Annotated in this window: 20 protein-coding genes and 2 pseudogenes; 16 read left to right on the forward strand and 6 right to left on the reverse strand. The window is 61.7% G+C overall.

Annotation, left to right across the window (positions count from 1 at the left end; translation table 11 throughout):
• Window positions 1–3: 3 nt before the first annotated feature.
• The 3 genes from BLS26_RS08205 to BLS26_RS08215 all read right to left on the reverse strand — a co-directional run bounded on the left by BLS26_RS08205 (window position 4) and on the right by BLS26_RS08215 (window position 4572).
• Complete coding sequence (locus BLS26_RS08205) at window positions 4–528, reverse strand: (2Fe-2S)-binding protein (protein ID WP_092510021.1); 525 nt, start codon at window positions 526–528, stop codon at window positions 4–6.
• Complete coding sequence (locus BLS26_RS08210) at window positions 525–3299, reverse strand: xanthine dehydrogenase family protein molybdopterin-binding subunit (protein ID WP_092510023.1); 2775 nt, start codon at window positions 3297–3299, stop codon at window positions 525–527. The genes BLS26_RS08205 and BLS26_RS08210 overlap by 4 nt, the downstream gene beginning before the upstream one ends.
• A 184-nt stretch (window positions 3300–3483) precedes the next feature.
• The gene (locus BLS26_RS08215) at window positions 3484–4572 is read right to left on the reverse strand and encodes a hypothetical protein (RefSeq protein ID WP_092510025.1); all 1089 of its coding nucleotides are present in this window, start codon (window positions 4570–4572) and stop codon (window positions 3484–3486) included.
• A 330-nt stretch (window positions 4573–4902) separates the two neighbouring features.
• Between BLS26_RS08215 and BLS26_RS08220 the strand changes: the two genes are divergently transcribed.
• From BLS26_RS08220 to BLS26_RS08260, 9 genes are all read left to right on the forward strand, one after another.
• Window positions 4903–5880 carry a tripartite tricarboxylate transporter substrate binding protein gene (locus BLS26_RS08220; protein WP_092510027.1) on the forward strand — a complete coding sequence of 326 codons (978 nt, stop codon included), beginning with the start codon at window positions 4903–4905 and terminating at the stop codon, window positions 5878–5880.
• A 27-nt stretch (window positions 5881–5907) separates the two neighbouring features.
• Entirely contained in the window at window positions 5908–6378 is a 471-nt protein-coding gene (locus BLS26_RS08225) for a (2Fe-2S)-binding protein (protein ID WP_092510029.1), read from the forward strand.
• Window positions 6375–8513, forward strand: coding sequence for a molybdopterin cofactor-binding domain-containing protein (locus BLS26_RS08230; RefSeq protein WP_092510031.1), 2139 nt, complete (start codon window positions 6375–6377; stop codon window positions 8511–8513). The genes BLS26_RS08225 and BLS26_RS08230 overlap by 4 nt, the downstream gene beginning before the upstream one ends.
• Window positions 8510–9217, forward strand: a complete 708-nt coding sequence (locus BLS26_RS08235) for a substrate-binding domain-containing protein (protein WP_092510033.1) — start codon at window positions 8510–8512, stop codon at window positions 9215–9217. The genes BLS26_RS08230 and BLS26_RS08235 overlap by 4 nt, the downstream gene beginning before the upstream one ends.
• A 126-nt stretch (window positions 9218–9343) precedes the next feature.
• Window positions 9344–10087, forward strand: coding sequence for a GntR family transcriptional regulator (locus BLS26_RS08240; protein WP_092510035.1), 744 nt, complete (start codon window positions 9344–9346; stop codon window positions 10085–10087).
• Between the two features lie 46 nt (window positions 10088–10133).
• Window positions 10134–11132 (forward strand): TRAP transporter substrate-binding protein, encoded by a 999-nt coding sequence (locus BLS26_RS08245; RefSeq protein WP_092510037.1) that lies wholly within the window; start codon window positions 10134–10136, stop codon window positions 11130–11132.
• A 30-nt stretch (window positions 11133–11162) separates the two neighbouring features.
• Window positions 11163–11675 (forward strand): TRAP transporter small permease, encoded by a 513-nt coding sequence (locus BLS26_RS08250; protein WP_092510039.1) that lies wholly within the window; start codon window positions 11163–11165, stop codon window positions 11673–11675.
• Window positions 11676–11691: 16 nt separating this feature from the next.
• Window positions 11692–12981: a TRAP transporter large permease gene (locus BLS26_RS08255; RefSeq protein ID WP_092510041.1), complete on the forward strand. Its 1290-nt coding sequence runs from the start codon at window positions 11692–11694 to the stop codon at window positions 12979–12981.
• Between the two features lie 210 nt (window positions 12982–13191).
• A complete protein-coding gene (locus BLS26_RS08260) occupies window positions 13192–13878 on the forward strand; it encodes a cyclase family protein (RefSeq protein WP_157676380.1) in 687 nt (228 codons plus the stop codon).
• Window positions 13879–13930: 52 nt separating this feature from the next.
• On the opposite strand, the gene BLS26_RS08265 is transcribed toward BLS26_RS08260, so the two are convergent.
• The 3 genes from BLS26_RS08265 to BLS26_RS08275 form a co-directional block, all read right to left on the reverse strand.
• The gene (locus BLS26_RS08265) at window positions 13931–14185 is read right to left on the reverse strand and encodes a hypothetical protein (protein WP_157676381.1); all 255 of its coding nucleotides are present in this window, start codon (window positions 14183–14185) and stop codon (window positions 13931–13933) included.
• Between the two features lie 438 nt (window positions 14186–14623).
• Window positions 14624–14860 carry a hypothetical protein gene (locus tag BLS26_RS08270; RefSeq protein ID WP_074829064.1) on the reverse strand — a complete coding sequence of 79 codons (237 nt, stop codon included), beginning with the start codon at window positions 14858–14860 and terminating at the stop codon, window positions 14624–14626.
• A gap of 250 nt (window positions 14861–15110) precedes the next feature.
• Window positions 15111–15272 carry a hypothetical protein gene (locus BLS26_RS08275; RefSeq protein ID WP_157676382.1) on the reverse strand — a complete coding sequence of 54 codons (162 nt, stop codon included), beginning with the start codon at window positions 15270–15272 and terminating at the stop codon, window positions 15111–15113.
• A gap of 132 nt (window positions 15273–15404) precedes the next feature.
• On the opposite strand from BLS26_RS08275, the gene BLS26_RS08280 reads away from it, so the two are divergent.
• The 7 genes and pseudogenes from BLS26_RS08280 to BLS26_RS37180 all read left to right on the forward strand — a co-directional run.
• Complete coding sequence (locus tag BLS26_RS08280; RefSeq protein ID WP_092510049.1) at window positions 15405–15761, forward strand: hypothetical protein; 357 nt, start codon at window positions 15405–15407, stop codon at window positions 15759–15761.
• 515 nt (window positions 15762–16276) lie between these two features.
• Window positions 16277–16522 (forward strand): hypothetical protein, encoded by a 246-nt coding sequence (locus BLS26_RS08285; protein WP_172804504.1) that lies wholly within the window; start codon window positions 16277–16279, stop codon window positions 16520–16522.
• A gap of 828 nt (window positions 16523–17350) precedes the next feature.
• Complete coding sequence (locus BLS26_RS08290) at window positions 17351–17719, forward strand: VOC family protein (RefSeq protein WP_074829057.1); 369 nt, start codon at window positions 17351–17353, stop codon at window positions 17717–17719.
• Window positions 17720–17801: 82 nt separating this feature from the next.
• Window positions 17802–18554, forward strand: a complete 753-nt coding sequence (locus BLS26_RS08295; RefSeq protein WP_092510053.1) for a cupin domain-containing protein — start codon at window positions 17802–17804, stop codon at window positions 18552–18554.
• A 64-nt stretch (window positions 18555–18618) separates the two neighbouring features.
• Window positions 18619–19542 (forward strand): complex I NDUFA9 subunit family protein, encoded by a 924-nt coding sequence (locus BLS26_RS08300; RefSeq protein ID WP_092510055.1) that lies wholly within the window; start codon window positions 18619–18621, stop codon window positions 19540–19542.
• Between the two features lie 210 nt (window positions 19543–19752).
• Window positions 19753–19944: pseudogene (locus BLS26_RS37175) on the forward strand (transposase); the annotation flags it as partial.
• A gap of 1 nt (window position 19945) precedes the next feature.
• Window positions 19946–20092 (forward strand): annotated as a pseudogene (locus tag BLS26_RS37180) (IS5/IS1182 family transposase); the annotation flags it as partial.
• Window positions 20093–20114 lie beyond the last annotated feature (22 nt).

The raw sequence follows: 20114 nt of genomic DNA on the forward strand, positions 1-20114 counted from the left end.
CGCTCACTGGTTCGCCACGAGATAGCGCTTGGCATCGGCAAGGATCACATCGCGCACCGCCTCGTGGTACTTGACGTAGCCAGTGCAGCGGCAGAGGTGACCGTCGAGCGCATCCGCGACGGTCTGCTCGAGTTCGGCGCGGTTGACCGGCGTCTTGGCCAAACGTTCCAGCAGAACCTGGCCCTCGTTCAAAAACCCCGCCGTGCAATAGCCGCACTGGAACGCAAAGTGGGCGATAAACGCCTTCTGGAGCGCGGAAAGCTCGCCATCCTTCGCATGGCCCTCGACGGTACGGATCGCCTTGCCGTCGAAACTCACCGCCGAGGTGACACAGGTCGGGCTGGTGTAGCTCGTACCGTCAGGATTATCGACGATGACGGCGCAACTCAGGCACTGCGCAGCACCGCAGCCGAACTTGGTACCGGTCATGCCGAGGTACTCGCGCAGGAAATCGTTCATCGAGAGATCGTCGCGCACATCGGTCGGGCCGTGCGGCTGGCCGTTGATGGTGATGCTCAATCTGGTCACGCGAGCACTCCCTTGAGCAGGTTTGCCGTCACCGGCAACGACTGGAAGCGGCGGCCGGTGGCATCGAAAATGGCGTTAAGGATTGCCGGCACGACTGGAACCATCACGACCTCGGCCATCCCCTTCGGCGGTTCGTCCGGCGTCAGTGGCGGCAGCATCTCGATCTCGAGATCATGCAACGGCAGGTCCGATCCGCGCGCGACAAGGTACTGCCCGAGATTCCACTGACCGTTGCCGGGCCCACCTTCGTAGAGCGGCAGCGTCTCGAACAGGGCATAGCCGACACCCATCGCGAAACCGCCCTGGGCCTGGCCCAGCACGACCTCGGGCACCAGCGCCTGTCCGCATTCGAAAACGCTGTACGCCTTGGCGATGCGCAGCGCACCGGTCGCCCGCTCGATTTCGACGCGGACCACCGTGCCGCACATCGAAGTATAGGCGGTGCCGATACGGTTGTTGTCGGTCGGCGGAAACTTGACGCTGACCCGATTGATGCGGGCGAACTTGCCATTGCCCTTGCGCACGGCGAGCGCGTCGATCTCGGCACGATATTGTTCGCCGCCGAGGGGAAAGCGCGCGCGCGACCATGCCCAGCGGGAGAAACTATGCGCCACCGCACCGGTCACGAGATTGCGCGCATGGGCTTTCGCAGCCAGCGCCGGAAATGGCAGCGGGTCGAGGCCGGGCATGACGAGTTGCCCATCCTTCCACTGCGCTTTGCTCGAATCCTTCGCGCGCGGATCACCTGGCGCGATGCGCCAAAGCTCCAGCGCCGCCGGCCACAGGCCGAAACGAAAGATGACGCGCGCCGCCTCAGCGGCCGAATGGGTGCCGACATGCGCGCCGATCGAGGCGCTGGTCGCCGAGCTGATCGCTGGAACCCAGCGCGGGTTCTTCTCGGCGGCGTCCTGCGTCTTCTGGTCGATCGTGTAGGAATCGCCTGATGTGACCAGTCCGAGAGCGTCATAGCTATCGACCCGCGCCACCGAAACTTCGTCGGCGACCGCGCCAAGATGGATCGCCACCCGGTTCGCAAGCGCCGTGCCGATGCCGTTACCCATTTCGACGTGATCGCAATAGATCACGACCTTGCCTTCCGGGGACAGTTCGACCCGGCCCAGCGAGCAATCGCCACCGGTGCCATAATCCTTGGTGACGCAGGCAACGCCGGTGCCGACGAGAGTGCCGTTCGGCGCATCCAATTTCCGTTGCGCGCGCTGCTGCCAGATCGGATGCTTCTCGAGCTTGTCGAGAATGTCCGTGGTGCGGACCGAGACGATGTAGGGATTGCCGGTCATGGTGCGGCCATTGGGCCGAAGCGCGTTGCGCCGCCGGAATTCGATCGGATCGAGCGGCAGAGCAGCGGCAACTTCGTCGACCAGCACTTCCAGCGCCGTCATCGTCTGCAGCGTGCCATAGCCGCGCATCGATCCCGCCGTCACACCGCGCGAATGCAGCGCAACGGTGGTCACGTCGACCTTCGGGATATCGTAGATTCCGATCGCGGCGGTCGCGCCGCACGTCGCCACGTTCGCCGAAAAATTGGCGAGCCCACCACCGTCGAGGACATGGTCTGCCGCAAAGGCCTGGATTTTTCCGGTCGACCGATCGACCCCGATCCGCGACCGCATCTTGAAGGCGTGGCGCTTGATGCCGCCCTGAAATTGCTGAAGGCGATCATGTGCCAGCCGAACGGGATGGCCGGGGAAAAACATCGCCGCCAGCGCCACATAAAGCACGAACGTCGTATGGTCGCGTCCGCCGAAGCCGCCGCCGACATAGGTGAACTGGGCGTTGATCCGCGCCGGCTTGAACGGGGCTTTCGCCTTGCCGAGCAGATGCGCGATCGATTCCGCCGCTTCGTACGGAGACTGCACGCCAAGCACAAGTTCGAGGCTTCCGCTCTTGCCGTTGTACCAGGCGAGCCCGGATTCCGGCTCAAGGAACATCGGGTCGACCGACTGTGTCTCGAACTCGCGATCCAGCACCAGCAGGTTGGGATTCTTCGCCGCCAGTTCGCTGCGGATCTGCTCACCGTAGACCGCGGCCTTGGCATAGGGAGCTTGCGTGTCCTTGGCAGCCGGAGACCACACCGGCAGCGGCGATTTCTGGGAGCGTCCAGGGCTGACCCAACCCGCCAGGAGCGGCGAATAAACATCGGGCGCGTCCGGGGTTGCGCCGGCCACGCGCGTAAAACGGTAGGCGCCGTAGTCCGCGATCGTGACGGGACCGGTCTCCTCGCCGAATTTCACGAAGGTGCCGTCGCGCAACGCCAGTCGCGCCTGGTCGAAGGCTTCGAACGTCTCGAAGATCAGCAGCGCGACCGGCTGCCCCATATAGATCGGCGTCTTCCCGATCGGACAGAACAGGTCGCCGGTATAGAATTCGGGAACACGGGTGCCGATCCTGTCGAGATCGGCCGCGGTCACGACGACCGAGGGTTTAGCCGCGCCGCTCAGCCGCGCAAGGTCCATTCCGGTATAGACATGGGTGGCATCCGGCGCGCGAACCAGGATTGCGTGCGAGGTCTTCGCGGGCCAACCCGGTAGATCGGACGCCCGGAAATCGGATGCGTAGAGTTTCGCGCCGGTGACCTTGGCAACGCCGTCAATCCGGCCGACGCCACCGCTTGCGGGGTTCCAATTCCCCTGCCCCGGAAGAGAAGCGCGCGGCGGCAGGCCGGCGGCTTCCGCCGACCCCAGGCGTGACAGGCTGAGCGCTATGCCGCTTGCCGACACCCATTTCAGAAACTCGCGCCGTGAAGGCCGCATGCTCTCACCCGTTGATCCGCGCTGCCGTCAGTGTCTCGACTCGGCAATCATCGATACGCACGTGACGCGCACAGAACCGCCGCAGAGTGAAAATTGATTCGCGAGGAAAAAGATAGGACAACGTCCAACGTTGACAATGAATGATGGCAACCGGCTCAGACCGGCTGCCGCCTTTTGACGGAACCTACTTCAGGTCCGCGATCGATGCCGGGCCCGGACCCGGCGTAACCAGCGTCGGCCATTGCTTCGAGCCGAACGGCACAACCGGCGGCAGGAACGGGGTCATGCCGCGCTTGCCGGCTTCCGCGACGATGGCGGCGCGCGCGTCGCCTCCCATCAGCTCGTAGTCCATCAGGTGATAATTGCCGAAGAACAGCGCGCCGACCGAACGATCCGCGATGATGCGGGTCAGCGATTCCAGCATGTCGGAAGGCGTGGTCGTAAAGGACACGGTTTCGATCAGCAACAGGCGGCTGTTGATCGCGTCGGGTCCGAAGAACTGCGCCAGGACGCTGAACAGCACATTGTTCTGGCGGGCGACATAGATCGTGTTGCTGGCGGCGTAGGTCTTGTCCCAGTCGGCGCCGAGTTGGGTTTTCCAGCCCGCCAGCACCGTCATCCAGTGCGCGACCTGGGTCTGCGCCGCCCAGGCCACGTTCTTGGCCAGATAAGGCGCCTGCTTCTTGCCGAAGGCTTCGAGCGTGGCGAAGGGAATCACGCCCTTGGCGACGCATTCGTCCATGAAGGCGATATTGTTTTGCAGGATGGTGCGATTGTTGTCGCGCCATCCGGGCTCCATCGGCGTCGCATCGAGCCCATCGAGGGCAGACTGCATGCGGCTGCGGTAGGCGAGCATCGCGCCGCGCCATGACTTGTCGTCGGGATTATCGACGTAGGGGCCGACGACCTCCGCCAACGCCATCGTGCTGTGGCCGACCGACTTCAACAATTGATAGACCACCGGCACCTGCGGCGCGTCCATTGGCGCCATTCCCGGCCGGTAAAGGATCATCCGTCCGCCGGCCCCCGAGAACAAAGCGAGGATCACCGGATGCTTGCTGAGGATGTTGCCCTGGAAGATCCTCGCGGCATCGCCGTAGAGCTCGAACATGCCGGTATTGAGAGCCAACATATCCTTGGTCGCAATATCGGCGGACGTTGCAGCGGTCTTGCCGGCAATCGGCGCCATGTACGATGGCAGGGACTGGGCATGGGTCGCAGCACTGCCGGAGACGAATATCGAGGCGGCAATCAGGCAGGGGTAAAGTTTCATGGCGCGTTCCTCGTGACCTTGCCCAAATCCTTGTTCGACTCACTCCTGCACTCTGAAGGATTCTACGCGCCGTTGCCATGGCAAGCGCGAACTGCTCACGCCGATGATTGCAATCTGCTTGATGCAATCCATCAAATTAAGACGAGAGCTGTTTGCCAGATGAGCGAAATCGCCCGCCGATTGCGGCGTCGGCACGACCAATGTCTGATTCGAGGGGGCTAGCGGTCGTGCCGCGGATCGCTACACTCGGCGGCAGAGAAGCAGACACGGCCATCAGCGTCGGTCAGCAAACCGGCCGACACAGAAACAGGCCGGGTTCGGGAGGTTGAGATGGTTCGGCTAAAGCTGGCATTCGCGCTGGCGACGGGTCTGTTCGCAGGTCAGGTTGTTCTCACCTCGTCCAGTCTGGCGCAGGACTATCCATCGCGGCCGGTGCGGGTGATCGTTCCCTTTGGCGCCGGCGGCCCCGCCGACGTCACCGCCCGCCAGATCGGCAGCATTCTGCAGGAAAGTTTCGGCCAACCCTTCGTGGTCGAGAACCGCACTGGCGCGGGCGGCGTGATCGGCACGCTGGAGGCCGCCAAGGCGCCACCCGACGGCTATACGCTGCTGATGATGTCGAACACCCAGACCGCCAATGAATCGCTGGTGCCGCAACGCAAATACGAGCTGATGCGCGATCTCGCGCCGATCGCATCGGTCAACTATTCGGATCTGGTGATCGTGGTCCACCCCGCCGTGCCTGCAAAGACGCTGCAGGAATTCATTGCGCTGGCCAAAACGCAACCCGGCAAACTGAATTACGCCTCGTCCGGCCAGGGTACGCCGTATCACATGGCCGGCGAGCTGTTTAAAGCCATGGCCGGCATCGATGTCCTGCATGTGCCCTATCGCAACAGCGGCGAGGCGCGCAGCGGTGTGATCGGCGGCCAGGTGCAGATGATGATCGACGCGGTTCCGGCGATGGCGCCCAACATCGCGGAGAATCAAGTGCGCGCGCTTGCTACCACCGGCTCGGCCCGCTCGGCTGTGCTGGCGAATGTGCCGACCGCCAGCGAAGCGGGCGTGCCCGGCTACGAGGCCACCATCTGGCTCGGCCTGATGGCGCCGGCCGGCACACCGAAGCCTGTTATCGACAAGCTCAACACGGCGGTGAACGCCGCGGTGAAGCGGCCGGATATCGTCAAGCTCTGGACCCAGCAGGGCGCGGTTCCGATGTCGATGACCCCCGAAGAGTTCGACAAGTTCCTGCGCGGCGATATTGTAAAGTGGGCTGAAGTGGTCAAGAAATTCGAGAAGACGCAATAACAAGGCGCCAGCCAGGATCCACCCGCGATGCCGAGCGTTCGATTTCGCCTCAATGGCGCCGAGACGGAGATCGACGCTGATCCCGATCGATCGCTGCTGGATATCTTGCGCGGGCAGCTCGGCATCACAGGCCCGCATTTCGGCTGCGGCGCCGGCGAATGCGGCGCCTGCAACGTCATCATTGGCGACCGCGCGGTGTCGGCCTGCGACATGCCGCTATGGTCGGTGGCGGACAAGGACGTCACCACCATCGAGGGCCTTGGCACCGCCGAACAGCCACACCCGCTGCAGCGCGCCTTCATCGCCGAGCAGGCGCTGCAATGCGGCTATTGCATTTCCGGCATCCTGATGAGTGCGGCCGCACTGCTGAAGCGAAATCCATCGCCGACCGGCCGCGAGGTCCGGGAAGCACTCGACCGCAACCTCTGCCGCTGTGGCTCGCATAACCGTATCGTGCGAGCGGTGTTGCGAGCGGCGGACGAAATGGCAGCGAGATGAACCAGCCGGCCCCCTCTCCGCCACCCAAACTGCCGGTCAGCCTGGCGGCGAATCCGAAATTGTCGTCGTGGCTGAAATTCTCCAGCACCGGACAGGTGACGGTTTCGCCGGGCAAGGTGGAGATCGGCCAGGGCATCGTGACGGCACTCGCCCAGATCGCGGCCGACGAACTCGATATCGATTTATCGCGCGTGCAGATGGTTCGCGCATCGACCGCTTCCAGCCCCAACGAGGGTGTTACTTCGGGCAGTCTCTCGATCCAGCAGTCCGGCCGCGCCCTGCGGCATGCCTGCGCAGAGGTTCGCCAGATCTTTCTTCAACTGGCTTCGGAACGGCTCGGTGTCGGGGTCGACGCGCTCGACGTTGAGGACGGCACCATTTCGGGGCCCGGCAATATCAGGACCAGCTATTGGGAATTGGCCGAGGACGTCTCGCTCGATCGCGACGCCACGCCGGGCGCTGTGCCAAAGATCGCGACGCAGCGCGCGCTGGCGGGCCATTCGGTGCAGCGGATCGACATTCCCGACAAGGTGTTTGGCCGGCCGCGCTTCATCCACGATCAGTCCCTGCCGGGCATGTTGCATGGCCGCGTTCTGCGCCCGGACAATGCGCGCGCAAAGCTCCTCGAACTCGGGGATGACAGTACCCGCGCGATCGCCGGTCTCGTCGCCGTGGTCCGCGACGGCAGTTTTGCCGGCGTCGTCAGCGAAACCGAACACGGCGCGGAGAATGCGCTTCTGGCGTTGCGCAAAAGCGCGACATGGTCGGATGGCGAGCCGTTGCCTGACGAAAACGATCTGGCCGCGTTCCTGAAGGCGCAACCGTCGGAATCGACCGTCATCGACAAGCGAACCGCCGCGGCAGGCGGAACCACTACGAAAACCATCCGGCGGCAATACAGCCGTCCCTATATCGCGCATGCCTCGATCGCGCCATCTTGCGCGATCGCGCAATGGAACGGCGACCGTGTCCATGTCTGGACCCACAGCCAGGGCGTCTATCTCCTGCGTGCCGATCTGGCGCTGGTGCTCAAACTGCCGGTCGAGAACATCACCGTCGAACACATGGAAGGCGCCGGCTGCTATGGGCACAACGCCGCCGATGACGTGGCGCTCGACGCCGTATTGCTCGCCAAGGCCGCCGGCGGCCGGCCGGTGCGGGTGTTGTGGTCGCGCGATGACGAGATGTCGGATGCGCCGTTTGGCGCGGCGATGGCGATCGAAATCGAAGCTGATCTCGATGCCGCGGGCGAGGTCGTCGACTGGCGCCATTCGATCTGGAGCAACGGTCATGCGGCGCGGCCGGGGCGCGCGGCTCAGCCTGCCTTGCTGGCGGCGTTCGAACTGGCAACGCCGTTTCCGCGCATGGTCTCGACCAACCCGCCGCAGGCCAATGGCGGCGGCGCCGACCGGAACTCTGTTCCGCTGTATGACTTTCCGTCCTGGCTGATCGAAAGCCATCGCCTGACGACGATGCCGATCCGCACTTCTGCACTAAGAACGCTGGGCGCGCAGGGCAACGTGTTTGCGATCGAGTGCTTTCTCGACGAGATCGCCGCCGCGCGCGGCGAGGACCCGATCGCCTTCCGGCTGCGGCATCTGCGCGATGAACGCGCAAAGGATGTGATTCGGGCTGTCGCTGCGCGCGCGAAGTGGGAGCCGGTGAAACAGACCGGCATCGGCCATGGCGTCGGCTTTGCCCGCTACAAGAACACTGGCGCTTATTGTGCCGTGATCGCCGAGATCGAGAGCGGCGAAGATATCCGGGTCAGGAAGCTGACGCTGGCAGCCGATGTCGGAGAGGCCATCAATCCCGACGGGGTGATCAACCAGATCGAAGGCGGCGCCATTCAGGCAACGAGCTGGGTGCTGAAGGAGCGCGTGCGCTTCGACCGGCAACGCATCACCAGTACCAGCTGGACCGACTATCCGATCCTGCGCTTCAGCGAGGTGCCGGAGGTCGACGTCGAATTGATCCAGCGCGCGGAGATGGATCCGGTCGGCGCCGGGGAAGCCGCGCATGGCCCGGTCACGGCGGCCATCGCCAACGCCGTGTTCGACGCGCTCGGCGTGCGGGTTCGCCATCTGCCGATCACCCGCGACAGCCTTATCGCCGCCATGGAAGCAACATCATGAACCACCTGAACATCCTGAGCGGCGGCGCGGCGCAAGGCCTGGTCGGAAGCCTGATGCCGGCCTTCAAGGCCGAGACCGGGTTCGACATTGCGGGCGAGTTCGGCGCGGTCGGCGCCATGGCCGACAAGTTGCGCAAGGGCACACCGACCGACATTGTCATCCTGACCGCAGCGCTCCTCGCCACGCTGGCGAAGGAGAAGCTGGTCGTTGCCACTTCAATTGCCGATGTTGGCTTGGTCGAGACGGCGCTTGCCGTCCGCGCCGGCGATCCCAAGGTGGCGGCGCGGGATGAAGCCGGACTGCGCGAGGCTCTCCTGGCTTCGGACGCGATCTTCGTGCCGGACACCAAGGCCTCGACGGCGGGAATTCACGTCGCCTCGGTGCTGGCCAGGCTTGGTATCGCCGATACCGTCGCCGCGCGGCTAAAAATCTTTCCGAACGGCGCGACCGCGATGCGCGAACTGGCAACGTCCGACGCGCGGCGTCCGATCGGCTGCACGCAATCGACCGAAATCATCGTAACCAACGGCGTCGTCCTGTCCGGATCATTGCCGCCGGGGTGCGAACTCGCGACCATGTACACGGCCGGTGTCACCACAAAGGCGGCCCACCCGTCGCAGGCCTCAGCCCTGATCGGCCTGTTGACCGGCGCCGGGCAACGCGAACAACGCGAACGCGCGGGCTTCATCAGCGCTCGGAAGTGACGTCGGCATCCGGAAGGCCCGGAGCCAAAATCGCGAAAACAACCCCATGCAAAGTAGCATCGGCGAGCCGATTTGGAGTTTGCCAAAGCCAATTCATATACTAATATATCAATTGAGAGAGCAGACATGCCCGCGCCCACGTCGAAAAAGACCGCGCCTACGGTGCGCCGAGTGGCCGCCGGCAATCGCCGCAGCGGCAGGCCGCGCGCGGCCACCGCGGCGGCACGGATCTATTCGGACCTTCGCAGCGAACTGGTGTCGCTGCAGCGCCGTCCCGGCGAGGCGATCTCCGAAGCCCAGATCGCGCTTTCATTCGGCGTCAGCCGAACGCCCGTCCGCGAAGCAATCCTGAAATTGTCTGATGAGGGGCTGCTGGAGATCTATCCCCAGTCCGGCATCTTCGTCTCGCGCATTCCGATCAACGCATTGCCGGAAGCCATCATCATTCGCAAGTCGCTGGAGGAAACCACCGCGCGTCTGGCCGCGGAGCGGGCGACACCGAGCCAGATCCTGGCGTTGCGGTCGGTGCTGGAGCGGCAACGCGAGGCAAGTGCGGCCGGCGACAGCGAAACATTCCATCAGGCCGACGAACTGTTTCATGCCACCGTCGCGGATGTCGCGGGCTACCCCGGAATCTGGAAATTCATCCAGCAGGTGAAGGTGCACGTCGATCGCTATCGCCGGCTGACCTTGCCGCAGTCCGGTCGGATCCCGAAGGTGATCGCCGAACACGAGGCCGTCCTGACCGCGATCGAGGCCCACGATCCCGAACGCGCGCGGCGGGCGATGGAAGCCCATCTCGCGAGTCTCCTCGACAACATCTCCGCTACCCAGCACATCAATCCGGAGTTTTTCGACGAACGACGCTAGAACTCCAAAAGCAATCAAAACAACGAGCAACATCGGGAGGAAACACATGAAACGCCGCGATTTCATCAAGATCGGTGCAGGATTTGGAGCTGCGGTCGCGACCGCAACACCGCTGTCCGGCGCACGCGCGCAGGCCAAATCGATTTTCAAGGCGTCCGACGTGCAACCGGCCGGTTATCCGACCGTGGCTGCGACCGAGAACATGGGCAAGAAACTCGCTGATGCCACCAACGGACGGCTCTCGGTGCAGATGTTTCCGTCGATGCAACTGGGCGGCGAGAAGGAAACCATCGAACAGACGCAGATCGGCGCCATCCAGCTCCTGCGCGTCAGTGCCGGAACCGTCGGTCCGATCGTCGACGAGATCAACGTCGTCAACATGCCGTTCCTGTTCAAGAACATGGCCCAGGCCGAACGGATGATGGACGGCCCGATCGGGCAGGAACTGCTCGACAAGATCACCGCCAATGCCAATGCCGGCCTGGTGGCGCTGTGCTGGATGAATTCCGGATCGCGCAGCCTCTACAACACCAAGCACCCGATCAAGTCGATCGCGGATCTCAAGGGACTCAAATTCCGCGTCATCGGCAACCCGATCTTCGTCGACATGATGAATGCGCTCGGCGGCAACGGCGTCGCGATGGGGTACGACCAGGTGTTCAGCGCCCTGCAGACCGGCGTCATCGACGGCGCCGAAAACAACATGCCGAGCTATGTCTTCAGCAACCACTTTACGGCGGCAAAATATTATTCGCTGACCGAACACCTGATCATTCCCGAGGTCATGGTGTTTTCGAAGCGTAGCTGGGCCGCGCTGTCAGCTGAGGATCAGAACCTGGTGAAGAAGCTTGCCCGCGAAGCGCAACTGGAGGAGCGCGACCTCTGGAACAAGTACGAACAGCAGGCGATGGAAAAGGCCAAGGCGGCCGGCTGCGAGATCGTCGAAATATCAGACAAGGCGCCGTTCCAGAATGCGGTCAAGCCGGTGTGGGAAAAATACGGCCCGAAATACGCGGACATGATCAAGCGCATCCAGGCGGTCTGATCGAACGCCGGTAACCGGGAGGCTTCAACAATGGCCGGATCGTTTCGCCGGGCGATGGACTACCTGTACCTCGCATGCGTCGTCGTCGGCTGCACGGCGCTGGTGCTGATTTCGGCCATCATCCCCTGGGCGGTGTTCACGCGCTACGTGCTCAACAGCGCCGCCTCCTGGCCGGAACCGCTTGCGGTGCTGCTGACGATCGTGGTGACCTTCATTGGCGCTGCGGCCGCCTACCGGCTCAACCTGCACATGAACGTCGGCTACTTCGCCGACAAGCTGCCGGATCCCTATCGCAAGCTGCTCGAACTCGTCGTTCAGCTTTTGATGGCGTTGATCGCGATTTTCATGATCGTCTGGGGCGGCCGGCTGGTCGAGGTGACCTGGTACAACACGATCGCCGATTTTCCGTTCCTGTCGGTCGGCGTCACCTACCTGCCTATACCGATCGGCGGTGTCTGCCTGCTGCTTTTCATCGTCGAGCGGATCTTCCTCGGTGTTCCGCCCGACCCGATCGGTCATCTCCACGAAATCGCGATCGACTGACGGCGGGGGGACCTCCATGGACATCTTCATTCTCCTCACGACGATGCTGGTGTGCTTTCTGATCGGCATGCCGATCGCCTATTCGCTGGCGATGGCCGCGATCGTCGGCGCAATGTCGGTCGGCATTCCGCTCGAAGCCGTGATGCTGAAAATATCCGACGGCGTCAGCAAGGTCGCGATGCTGACCATTCCATTCTTCGTGCTGGCGGGCGCCATCATGGCCGAGGGCGGCATGGCGCGCCGGCTGGTCGCGTTTGCCGACGTCCTGGTCGGTCTGACACGCCTGCGCGGCGGCCTGTCCATCGTCAACGTGCTGGCAACGACGTTCCTGAGCGGCATTTCCGGCTCGGCGGTAGCGGACACCTCGGCGATCGGCTCGGTGATGATTCCGCAGATGGAGAAGAACGGCTATCCCCGGGTATTCGCCACTAACCTGACGATCACGGCCTCGGTCCAGGCGCTGCTGGTGCCGCCGAGCCACAATGCCGTGCTGTATTCGCTGGCTACCGGCGGCACCATTTCGATCAGCGCCCTGTTCATGGCCGGGGTTTTTCCGGGACTGTTGCTCGGTTTCTCGCTGATCATTCTCTGTCTCGTCATCGCCTACCGCAACGACCATCCGCGCGGCCAGGTCGTGCCGGCAAAGGACGCCATCAAGATCATCATCGACGCCGCCTGGGGCCTCATCACGCTGGTCATCATCCTCGGCGGCATTCTGGGCGGCATCTTCACGGCGATCGAAGCCGGCGCGGTGGCCTGCATCTGGGCGTTCTTCGTCACGATGTTCGTCTACCGCGACTATCGCTGGCGTGACCTGCCTGTCCTTCTGCATCGGACGCTGCGCACCGTGGCGATGGTGCTGACGTTGATCGCCTGTGCTTCCAGCGTCGGCTACATCATGGCGCTGACGCAGATGCCGGCCAAGATGACCGCGTTCTTCCTGTCGATCTCCAGCAATAAATACGTCATCCTGTTCCTGATCAACATCCTGCTCCTGGTGCTCGGCACCCTCGTCGACATGGCGCCGTCGATCCTGATTGCGACGCCGATCCTGCTGCCTGTGATGGCGAACTTCGGCGTCGACCCCGTTCATTTCGGCATGATCATGCTGCTCAACCTCGGCATCGGGCTCTGCCACCCGCCGGTCGGCGCGATCCTGTTCGTGGGCTGCGCGGTCGGCAAGGTCACGATCGAGGAGGTGATGCGGAAGATCTGGCCGTTCTACGGCGTCATGTTCCTGGTGCTGATGCTAGTCACCTACATTCCCGAAATCTCGCTCTGGCTACCGCGACACGTCTTGCGCTGACCGGCTAGAGCCTTTTGCGTTCCGATTGAATCGGAACGGGGCTCTAGATTCCTGTTTTGACGCGTTTTCTACCGCAGATAAGTCTACGCAATCTGCGCAAGCTTGATTGCTATGCGAACCGGTGTCCACTTCGCTCGAAAACGCTCTATCTTGCCGGGCGGCAAGAAAAACGCCAGCATGACGGGCATCTGTTCGAAAAGGGTCCCCGCCGTGAAGATCGTCGATCTCAGCCGAGAGCTATACCACCGCACCCCGAGCTACCCCGGTCATCCACCGGTCATGCACGGCGTCTGGAAGAATCACGAGGATTCCTTTGTCGAGTCCGGCAACGTGCACGGGCTGGCGTCGATGTTCATCTCGATGGTCGACCATGCCGGCACCCACATCGACGCGCCGCTTCACTTCGGCAAGTCAGGCATTTCGATCGACCAGTATCCGCTGGAAAAGTGCATCGTGCCGGGCATCTGCGTTGACCTGCGTCACATCGCGCCGCGCGCCGAGATTGCGCCCGCCGATCTCGAGGCGGCGGTGACCAAGGCCGGCGTGCCGGTGCCCAAAGGGGGCACCGTCCTGCTTTGCACCGGCCACCACGCCCGCACCTTCCCGCGCAAGGAATATTCCAGCGATAATTCGGGCGTGAACGTCGCCGCCACCGAATGGCTGGCCCGACAAGGTGTCGTGCATTTCGGCATCGATTCGATGCGGCCCGGCCCTGAAGGCGACGTCAACGCGCTGGTTCACAAGGCCTGCCTCGACCTCGACATCACCCATATCGAGAGCCTGTGCAATCTCGAAGCACTGCTCGGCAAGGGCCAGTTCACCTTCATCGGCCTGCCGATGAAGTGGCGCGGCGGCACCGCCTCGCCGATTCGCGCCGTGGCGGTGTTCGATATGTAGATGCACAATGGCGCCGGGTTCGCGACCAACCGCGGCGCCGGTCTGCGACCTCTCAATAAGCCTTGACGGTCCGAATCTGGTTACTCGGCTGGGCCAGTTGCGTCGGCGGCGGCAGATCCGGCACGAACTCTGTGCCGACAAACTCGGCCTGGGCCGCGTCCGATATCAATTTGGATGCTCCGGGGTGGCTGACGACAAACGCGATCAGCGCGACCGCGCCAAGGATGGGCAGGGCAATCAGCTTCATATTCCAGTTGCGATAAGCGCTCTGGCCGTCGCGGGGCCGCTTGTCGAACGAGCCGTGCATGGACGCCTCCATCATACGCATTGGTCCCCGGAGCCTGCCTTACAGCCCCGCGCGCATGAGCCGTGTGAAATGCTTCACACGTCTTCAAAATTTTACCGCCTTGTGAGATGCGCCGCTCGCCTCGCTAGGGCGTATACCCATCATAAATCGAGGTTCGTGAGCAAGCTCGACCCATGTCCGCTATCCGGCGTATTGCAGACCCAAATCGGACATCGCCTCGAGTCCGGAAAGTGCCAATAGGCATGGCGCGATTAGCTGGAAATGAAATGAGGCCGCCAAATGAGGCGACCTAATGAGAGGATCGCATTATGTCGCTACGGCGTTTGGATGCTTGTCAGTCATCGCCGCGGCCTCGTCTCACCGTTGCGCAGGCTAAAAGCCGACGACGTTCGCTTCCGCTGGTCGGATAATCTGGTGAATTTTTATGGTCTTATAGCATCATTCAGTCGGCGACAATTCCAGCAACTTCTTTTCCGCAGCGTCGTACACCTTGACTTGGAGCATCGGAAACTCGGCTTTGAGATCCCTCGCCCTTTTCTGCGCCGCTTCAAGTGTTGGAAATACCGTCTTCATCCGGCCATCGACTTCCAAGCCAAAGCCCTCGGTCATCACAAGGTCAGCGCGTGTGATGTTGCGGGGTTGCGGCTCGTCCGGTATCGTCAGAGGTTTTTTCATGGCAACTCCTTGGGTTGTCCCCTCCCTATCTAATCACTGCCCTCCTCGATAGAAGCGCAACGCCTTTCGCGAGATTTTCCTGGTCGTTCAATTTTCGACTTTTTCAACTCCTGTATGTTCGGCAATGCCGCGAATTGCCGAAGTCCAGAAAGACCGCAAACCAAAGGCCGCCACTAGAGATGGATCTTTCGCCGTAGCCGCTCCTAATTGTTTTTGACAGGTTAAGCCACTCACGCCGACATCAAGCGCCTTAGTTCTTTCTGGGCAGCGGTTCGTTCGCTACTTCCTCTGCCAGTAGCTTTAAAAGCTTCTCCTGCCGCGCGTCAGCTTTCGCTGCCGCCGCCTCCGATGCAGCCACGAGACTGCGATAGAGCTTAAGGTTTTGCTGGCGAATGAAAAATTGATGTTCCATAGCTACCTCCTCTGAGGGCATGGACCGAAGCGCATCGTGCGCTTAAGAATGGAGAATAGGAAGTGTCGCGCACGTATTGTCTGCCGGAACGATCGAGGAAGACGACGACAAGCTGGGGAAGCCGTCACCAGCATGGCACTGACATCGCTCAAGCGGTTAGTTGGGCGGCAAGCAGTCATCAAGACGGGCACAGGCCGGGATGCCGTCTGGCTTGCCTACGCTTACGGCGTTGCAAATACGGTCAGCCTTTGCGCCGAGCACAGACAAGAGACTTTTCATGCCATTCCCGTCGAAGCGAGCATCTCGTTTCCATTGGCGTTGCGGATCTCTTTGTTAGCCGCCGCTCTGCTAGCCGCTCTGGTTTGGATTTTGCGTCTGTTGGCCAGGCGTCTGATGCGGGTTCTGGCCGGACTTAGCGGATTAATCGCCCTGTCGATTCTGCTGACCATACTTGTTGGGATCATTCTGTTTGTCATCCCGTCTCCTTAATGGTCGGGAACATATGACAACCGAGCATACGGAGGTTCGTTCCGGCAAATCAAAAAGAAAGCCGTTCAGTTCAGATGTGGCAGACCACCTGCTGATTATCGCGACCTTTGCCTTCAGTTACCCCTCGTGCTAAGCGACACGTCCAACATATGCATATGCGCTTTTACTGTTGTCGCACCCGGAGTGCGAATCAATGCCTTTGCGATTTTCGTAGCGCCGGCTTTTTGCGTTGCTAGAGGCTTCAGTTGACCTGTTGCGGTCCAAGCGGGACCTTCGTTTTCCGTAGCCAACCCAGCATCGCCCGTTCACCTCTCGCGCCTAGCCGGGTCTTTTGTGTGATCGTCCCGCCGTCATCCAGATTATTTAGAGGCTGCAACCGCTCTTGGGCAACTATCTCACGCAGTAAGCCTGTTAGGAACGCTGTCCAAATTAGGCGCGACGCCGCCACCAACTGCGCGCGACACCAACGCTTGCTGGGCTACGACATCGCATTCAATTGCTTTCAGGAAGTTCCGATGCTCCTGATGTTGAGCGTTCACCCTTCCCGGCAGCAGGCGAAAGCTCTTCACTCCTTGAATAGGTCGGCGCTGATGAGGATGACCGGCTCGGACGAGGCAGGCATCGCAATCGAAAAACGACGCGTCTCTATTGCATGGTTTTGTTACTTACATCTCGTTGCGGCAGTTGCGGCCTTCTTAGGCACGGTCATGAAAAGATGGCATCATAAAGAGATGGCGTTTATGGCAGCAGCGCTGTCTTGAAGTCGCCTCGCGACTGCACCATGTTGGAGTCGTCGATGAGACGCGTAGGACTTATCGACATCACGGCAGGCAACGCGACGCGCTTCGGCGCATCGCAACGTTCCGCCACGCGACGCTGCGCGTCGCACCACATCGCTACGCAACGCTTGAGCCGCTGGGGTAGCCCGGCGGCTCGCGCGCGTATAGCGCGGACGGTCTCCCCAATCGCCTGTGGCTCCGAGACGCCTACCGCAGCCAGCCGGAGGCTGAAACCGAGGAGATCTGACAACGAGGGCGCGAGCTAGTCCCGCGCCGCCCGACCCGCCGGTTGACGCCGGCGGGCCTTAATTCCGTCGGTGCAAATCGCCTTGAAGCCAGCGTCCAAGGGCCTTGGACTTCATGGGGTCTTCAAACGCGGCAAAGGTCGTAAGTACCTGATTGCAGACAGCGCATTCAAACGTATGCAAGTCGACGCCCCGGGCGCGTGCTGGCTCGATGCTGACGAGCATCATATGGGCCTTGCACTTCGGACAAGCGGGGCGCTCAATTGCAGCGAATGGAATGACGGACGACAGGCGTTGAGATGGGGGCATGATGCTTCCCTCGAACAGGCGGGAGCGCAACACTCTCTGTCACCGGTAATGCCTAGGAGGCGGAGCGGTGATTGTTTAATTATGCGCCGCCTGGGGTCTCAAACGCGAGTTAATTCGCAGATATTTGGAAGGAAGGTAAGCGCCTCGCGGAAATTGCGAAACCGGAAACTCCCGCCCGATGCGGTGAGCGTCCGCCGCCAATTGCCAGTCCGGGGCCTGGCAACGGCGGGGAAAATGAAACGGGAGAGTTCTGCCCATGATCGAGGGGATCAGCGCGGTCACACTCGGCACCCACGAAATGCCACGAGCTGTCCGGTTCTACCGCGCGCTAGGGTTCGAGGTCCTGTATGGCGGCGAAGAGTCTTCATTCACCAGCTTTCAAGCAGGGACGAGCTATCTCAATCTCATCGCCCAGCCTGCCGAGCGGCGCTGGTCCTGGTGGGGGCGGGTAATTTTTTACGTCGCCGATGTTGACGCACTTTACGACCGTGCGCTCGCAGCGGGATATCAGCAAGCCACCGTGCCTCACGACGCCGAATGGGGTGAGCGCTTCTTCCACCTCAATGACCCCGACGGCCACGAACTCAGCTTCGCTCAGCCTTTGCTCCCGGTTTCCGTCCAGTAGCAGCTCGGAGCGGCCTGCCATTCCAAGAGGCGCCTGGAGAGTGTATGGTGCTCCGATTATCCGCTGAACCTGGGAGGCAATCATGCACTTCAGGACAACCGGACTTCTGTTGCTCGGCGCGATGGCGCTTCCCGCCTCGGCGACCGCACAAACAACCCCCGCTGCACCGGCAATTACACGAACAGTGGTCGCCGCAACCACACTGCCGACCGTCACCGACGTACCGCTCCATTTCAAAGCGGTGAGCGTCACTCTTCAGCCGGACGAGAAGAGCGACGTCTCCGCGGCCAACGGCATCCTCTACCAGATGTCCGGATCGACCGAGGTCGCGCTCGATGGCGAAGCCAAAATGCTCAACGGCGGAGAGGGGCTGTTCGTCGCCGGCGGAAAGACCGCGGCGCTGACGGCAGGCAGCAGAGGGCCATCGACTTTCCTCCACTTCTTCCTTGTCCCGGCAGTGGACTTGGGTCGGCCTGTCGAGACGGCGCCTGCCGCAGTGAGAGAGCTATATCGCACTTCGACTCCAATCCTCGACCTGAAGCCAGGCGGTTATGATCTCAATCTCACACGAGTCACATTTCCGGCACAGATGCCCTCCAACCCGCCGCACCATCGGTCAGGCGCAGCTCTATACTTTATCATCTCCGGCACCGGCGCGAACACGGTCGACGGCAAGACGGAAGCAAGAGGACCAGGTTCCCTGATCTATGAACCGTACGCCCTCGTGCACCAATGGGGAAACCCAGGCAACGAGCCCTTGATATTCCTGGCCTTCAACATCAATCCGAAAGGTGTGGCAGCCGTGCTTCCGGGCGCGCCGGCAAAGAATCAATAGCTAGTGGCGGGTGCCGCCGCATCCGGAGGACCGTTCGATTCCACATGAATTGGCGAATTGAATCATGGTGGCAACGAACGATCGCACCGTCACCGTGTTCGGCGGAACCGGCTTTCTCGGCCGCCGCATCGTTCGGTATTTGCGCTCTCACGGATTTCCTGTTCGTACCGCATCAAGGCATCCGGATCGGGAGCACAGACTGTTTGGTCCCGATGATCCGCAGCTCCAATCCGTATGGGCCGACATTCACGACGAACGGTCAGTCGCGGATGCGCTTGCCGGCGCCTACGGCGTTGTAAATGCGGTTAGCCTTTACGTCGAGCACGGAGAGGAGACGTTTCATTCCGTTCACGTCGAGGCTGCCCAACGGGTAGCGGCTCAAGCACTCCGTGCCGGTGTCGATCGTCTCATTCACATTTCAGGAATCGGCGCCGACGCCGCCTCACAATCACGGTACATCCGAAAGCGCGGAGAAGGCGAACTGGCGGTCCGGGCCGCCTTCGGCGATGCACTTTTCGTCCGCCCGGCGGTGATGTTCGGACCGGACGACGCGTTTCTCACCACCATCCTCAAGCTCCTTCGCCAGCTTCCGATCTATCCGATGTTCGGCCGCGGCCTGACCAGATTGCAGCCGGCCTATGTGGAGGATGTTGCGGAGGCGATTGGCCGGATCATGCAGCGAGCGGAGACGCCTTCAACGATCTTCGAGTTCGGCGGCCCGCGCGTCTACTCTTACGAAGAGTTTCTTGGAGTTGTTGCGCACCAGGCAGGACTTGCGCCCCGACTGATTCCAATTCCATTTGCCGTTTGGAATGCACTCGCAAGGGCCTCCGAAATGTTCCCAAGCCCGCTCCTCACGCGCAATCAAGTGGAACTGATGCAAATCGACACCGTGTCATCGCCTGAGATGCCTGGATTTGTTGAACTTGGGATTTGGCCGCACACGGTCGAGGCAATACTCCAGAAAATGCTGTCGAATTGTGGATGAAAGAGGCTCCTTGGTTAATCCGTTTCAACGGCTGACGCTTCGCGCGTGACATTCGCCCGCAGTCAGCCACCTGATGTCCGAGGTGGGTCATTCGCGTCGTTTTTGACATATCTGCAGTATGTCCGCTATCCGGCCCATCTCAGACCTGCAATTCGGCGTGCGAACACCGAGATAAGCGTGATTCAAGCTCCCGAACCGGGGCCTCGAATCATGAGATGCGAACTCACGGACTTTGAGTGGACTGCCATCAGGCCGTTCCTTCCGAACAAGCCGCGCGGCGTGCCGGGGGTCAACGACCGACGTGTCCTCAACGGCATCTTCTGGATATTGCGGTCAGGCGCACCATGGCGCGATCTGCCGGAGAGCTTTGGGCCTTACACGACCTGCTACAACCGGTTCGTTTCGCAATTTGGTGGAGCGCTTCTTCAACAGGATCAAGCAATGCCGGCGCGTCGCTACCCGGTATGACAAACTCGCCGCAAACTACCTTGCCTTCATCAAGCTCGCAGCCATTCGGATTTGGCTACGCGCTTATGAGTCCACGCCCTAGCACTACTTTGGCAGATTTACCC

This window comes from Afipia sp. GAS231 (assembly GCF_900103365.1).
Classification (GTDB): Bacteria; Pseudomonadota; Alphaproteobacteria; order Rhizobiales; family Xanthobacteraceae; genus Bradyrhizobium.

Excerpts from the sequence above, each read along its gene's own strand:
- BLS26_RS08280 (WP_092510049.1), top strand. The coding sequence starts at position 15,405 with ATGGCACTGACATCGCTCAAGCGGTTAGTTGGGCGGCAAGCAGTCATC.
- BLS26_RS08240 (WP_092510035.1), top strand. The coding sequence starts at position 9,344 with ATGCCCGCGCCCACGTCGAAAAAGACCGCGCCTACGGTGCGCCGAGTG.
- BLS26_RS08265 (WP_157676381.1), bottom strand. The coding sequence starts at position 14,185 with ATGCACGGCTCGTTCGACAAGCGGCCCCGCGACGGCCAGAGCGCTTAT.
- BLS26_RS08255 (WP_092510041.1), top strand. The coding sequence starts at position 11,692 with ATGGACATCTTCATTCTCCTCACGACGATGCTGGTGTGCTTTCTGATC.
- BLS26_RS08250 (WP_092510039.1), top strand. The coding sequence starts at position 11,163 with ATGGCCGGATCGTTTCGCCGGGCGATGGACTACCTGTACCTCGCATGC.
- BLS26_RS08285 (WP_172804504.1), top strand. The coding sequence starts at position 16,277 with ATGCTCCTGATGTTGAGCGTTCACCCTTCCCGGCAGCAGGCGAAAGCT.
- BLS26_RS08295 (WP_092510053.1), top strand. The coding sequence starts at position 17,802 with ATGCACTTCAGGACAACCGGACTTCTGTTGCTCGGCGCGATGGCGCTT.
- BLS26_RS08290 (WP_074829057.1), top strand. The coding sequence starts at position 17,351 with ATGATCGAGGGGATCAGCGCGGTCACACTCGGCACCCACGAAATGCCA.
- BLS26_RS08215 (WP_092510025.1), bottom strand. The coding sequence starts at position 4,572 with ATGAAACTTTACCCCTGCCTGATTGCCGCCTCGATATTCGTCTCCGGC.
- BLS26_RS08275 (WP_157676382.1), bottom strand. The coding sequence starts at position 15,272 with ATGGAACATCAATTTTTCATTCGCCAGCAAAACCTTAAGCTCTATCGC.
- BLS26_RS08225 (WP_092510029.1), top strand. The coding sequence starts at position 5,908 with ATGCCGAGCGTTCGATTTCGCCTCAATGGCGCCGAGACGGAGATCGAC.
- BLS26_RS08235 (WP_092510033.1), top strand. The coding sequence starts at position 8,510 with ATGAACCACCTGAACATCCTGAGCGGCGGCGCGGCGCAAGGCCTGGTC.
- BLS26_RS08270 (WP_074829064.1), bottom strand. The coding sequence starts at position 14,860 with ATGAAAAAACCTCTGACGATACCGGACGAGCCGCAACCCCGCAACATC.
- BLS26_RS08300 (WP_092510055.1), top strand. The coding sequence starts at position 18,619 with ATGGTGGCAACGAACGATCGCACCGTCACCGTGTTCGGCGGAACCGGC.
- BLS26_RS08245 (WP_092510037.1), top strand. The coding sequence starts at position 10,134 with ATGAAACGCCGCGATTTCATCAAGATCGGTGCAGGATTTGGAGCTGCG.
- BLS26_RS08220 (WP_092510027.1), top strand. The coding sequence starts at position 4,903 with ATGGTTCGGCTAAAGCTGGCATTCGCGCTGGCGACGGGTCTGTTCGCA.
- BLS26_RS08210 (WP_092510023.1), bottom strand. The coding sequence starts at position 3,299 with ATGCGGCCTTCACGGCGCGAGTTTCTGAAATGGGTGTCGGCAAGCGGC.
- BLS26_RS08230 (WP_092510031.1), top strand. The coding sequence starts at position 6,375 with ATGAACCAGCCGGCCCCCTCTCCGCCACCCAAACTGCCGGTCAGCCTG.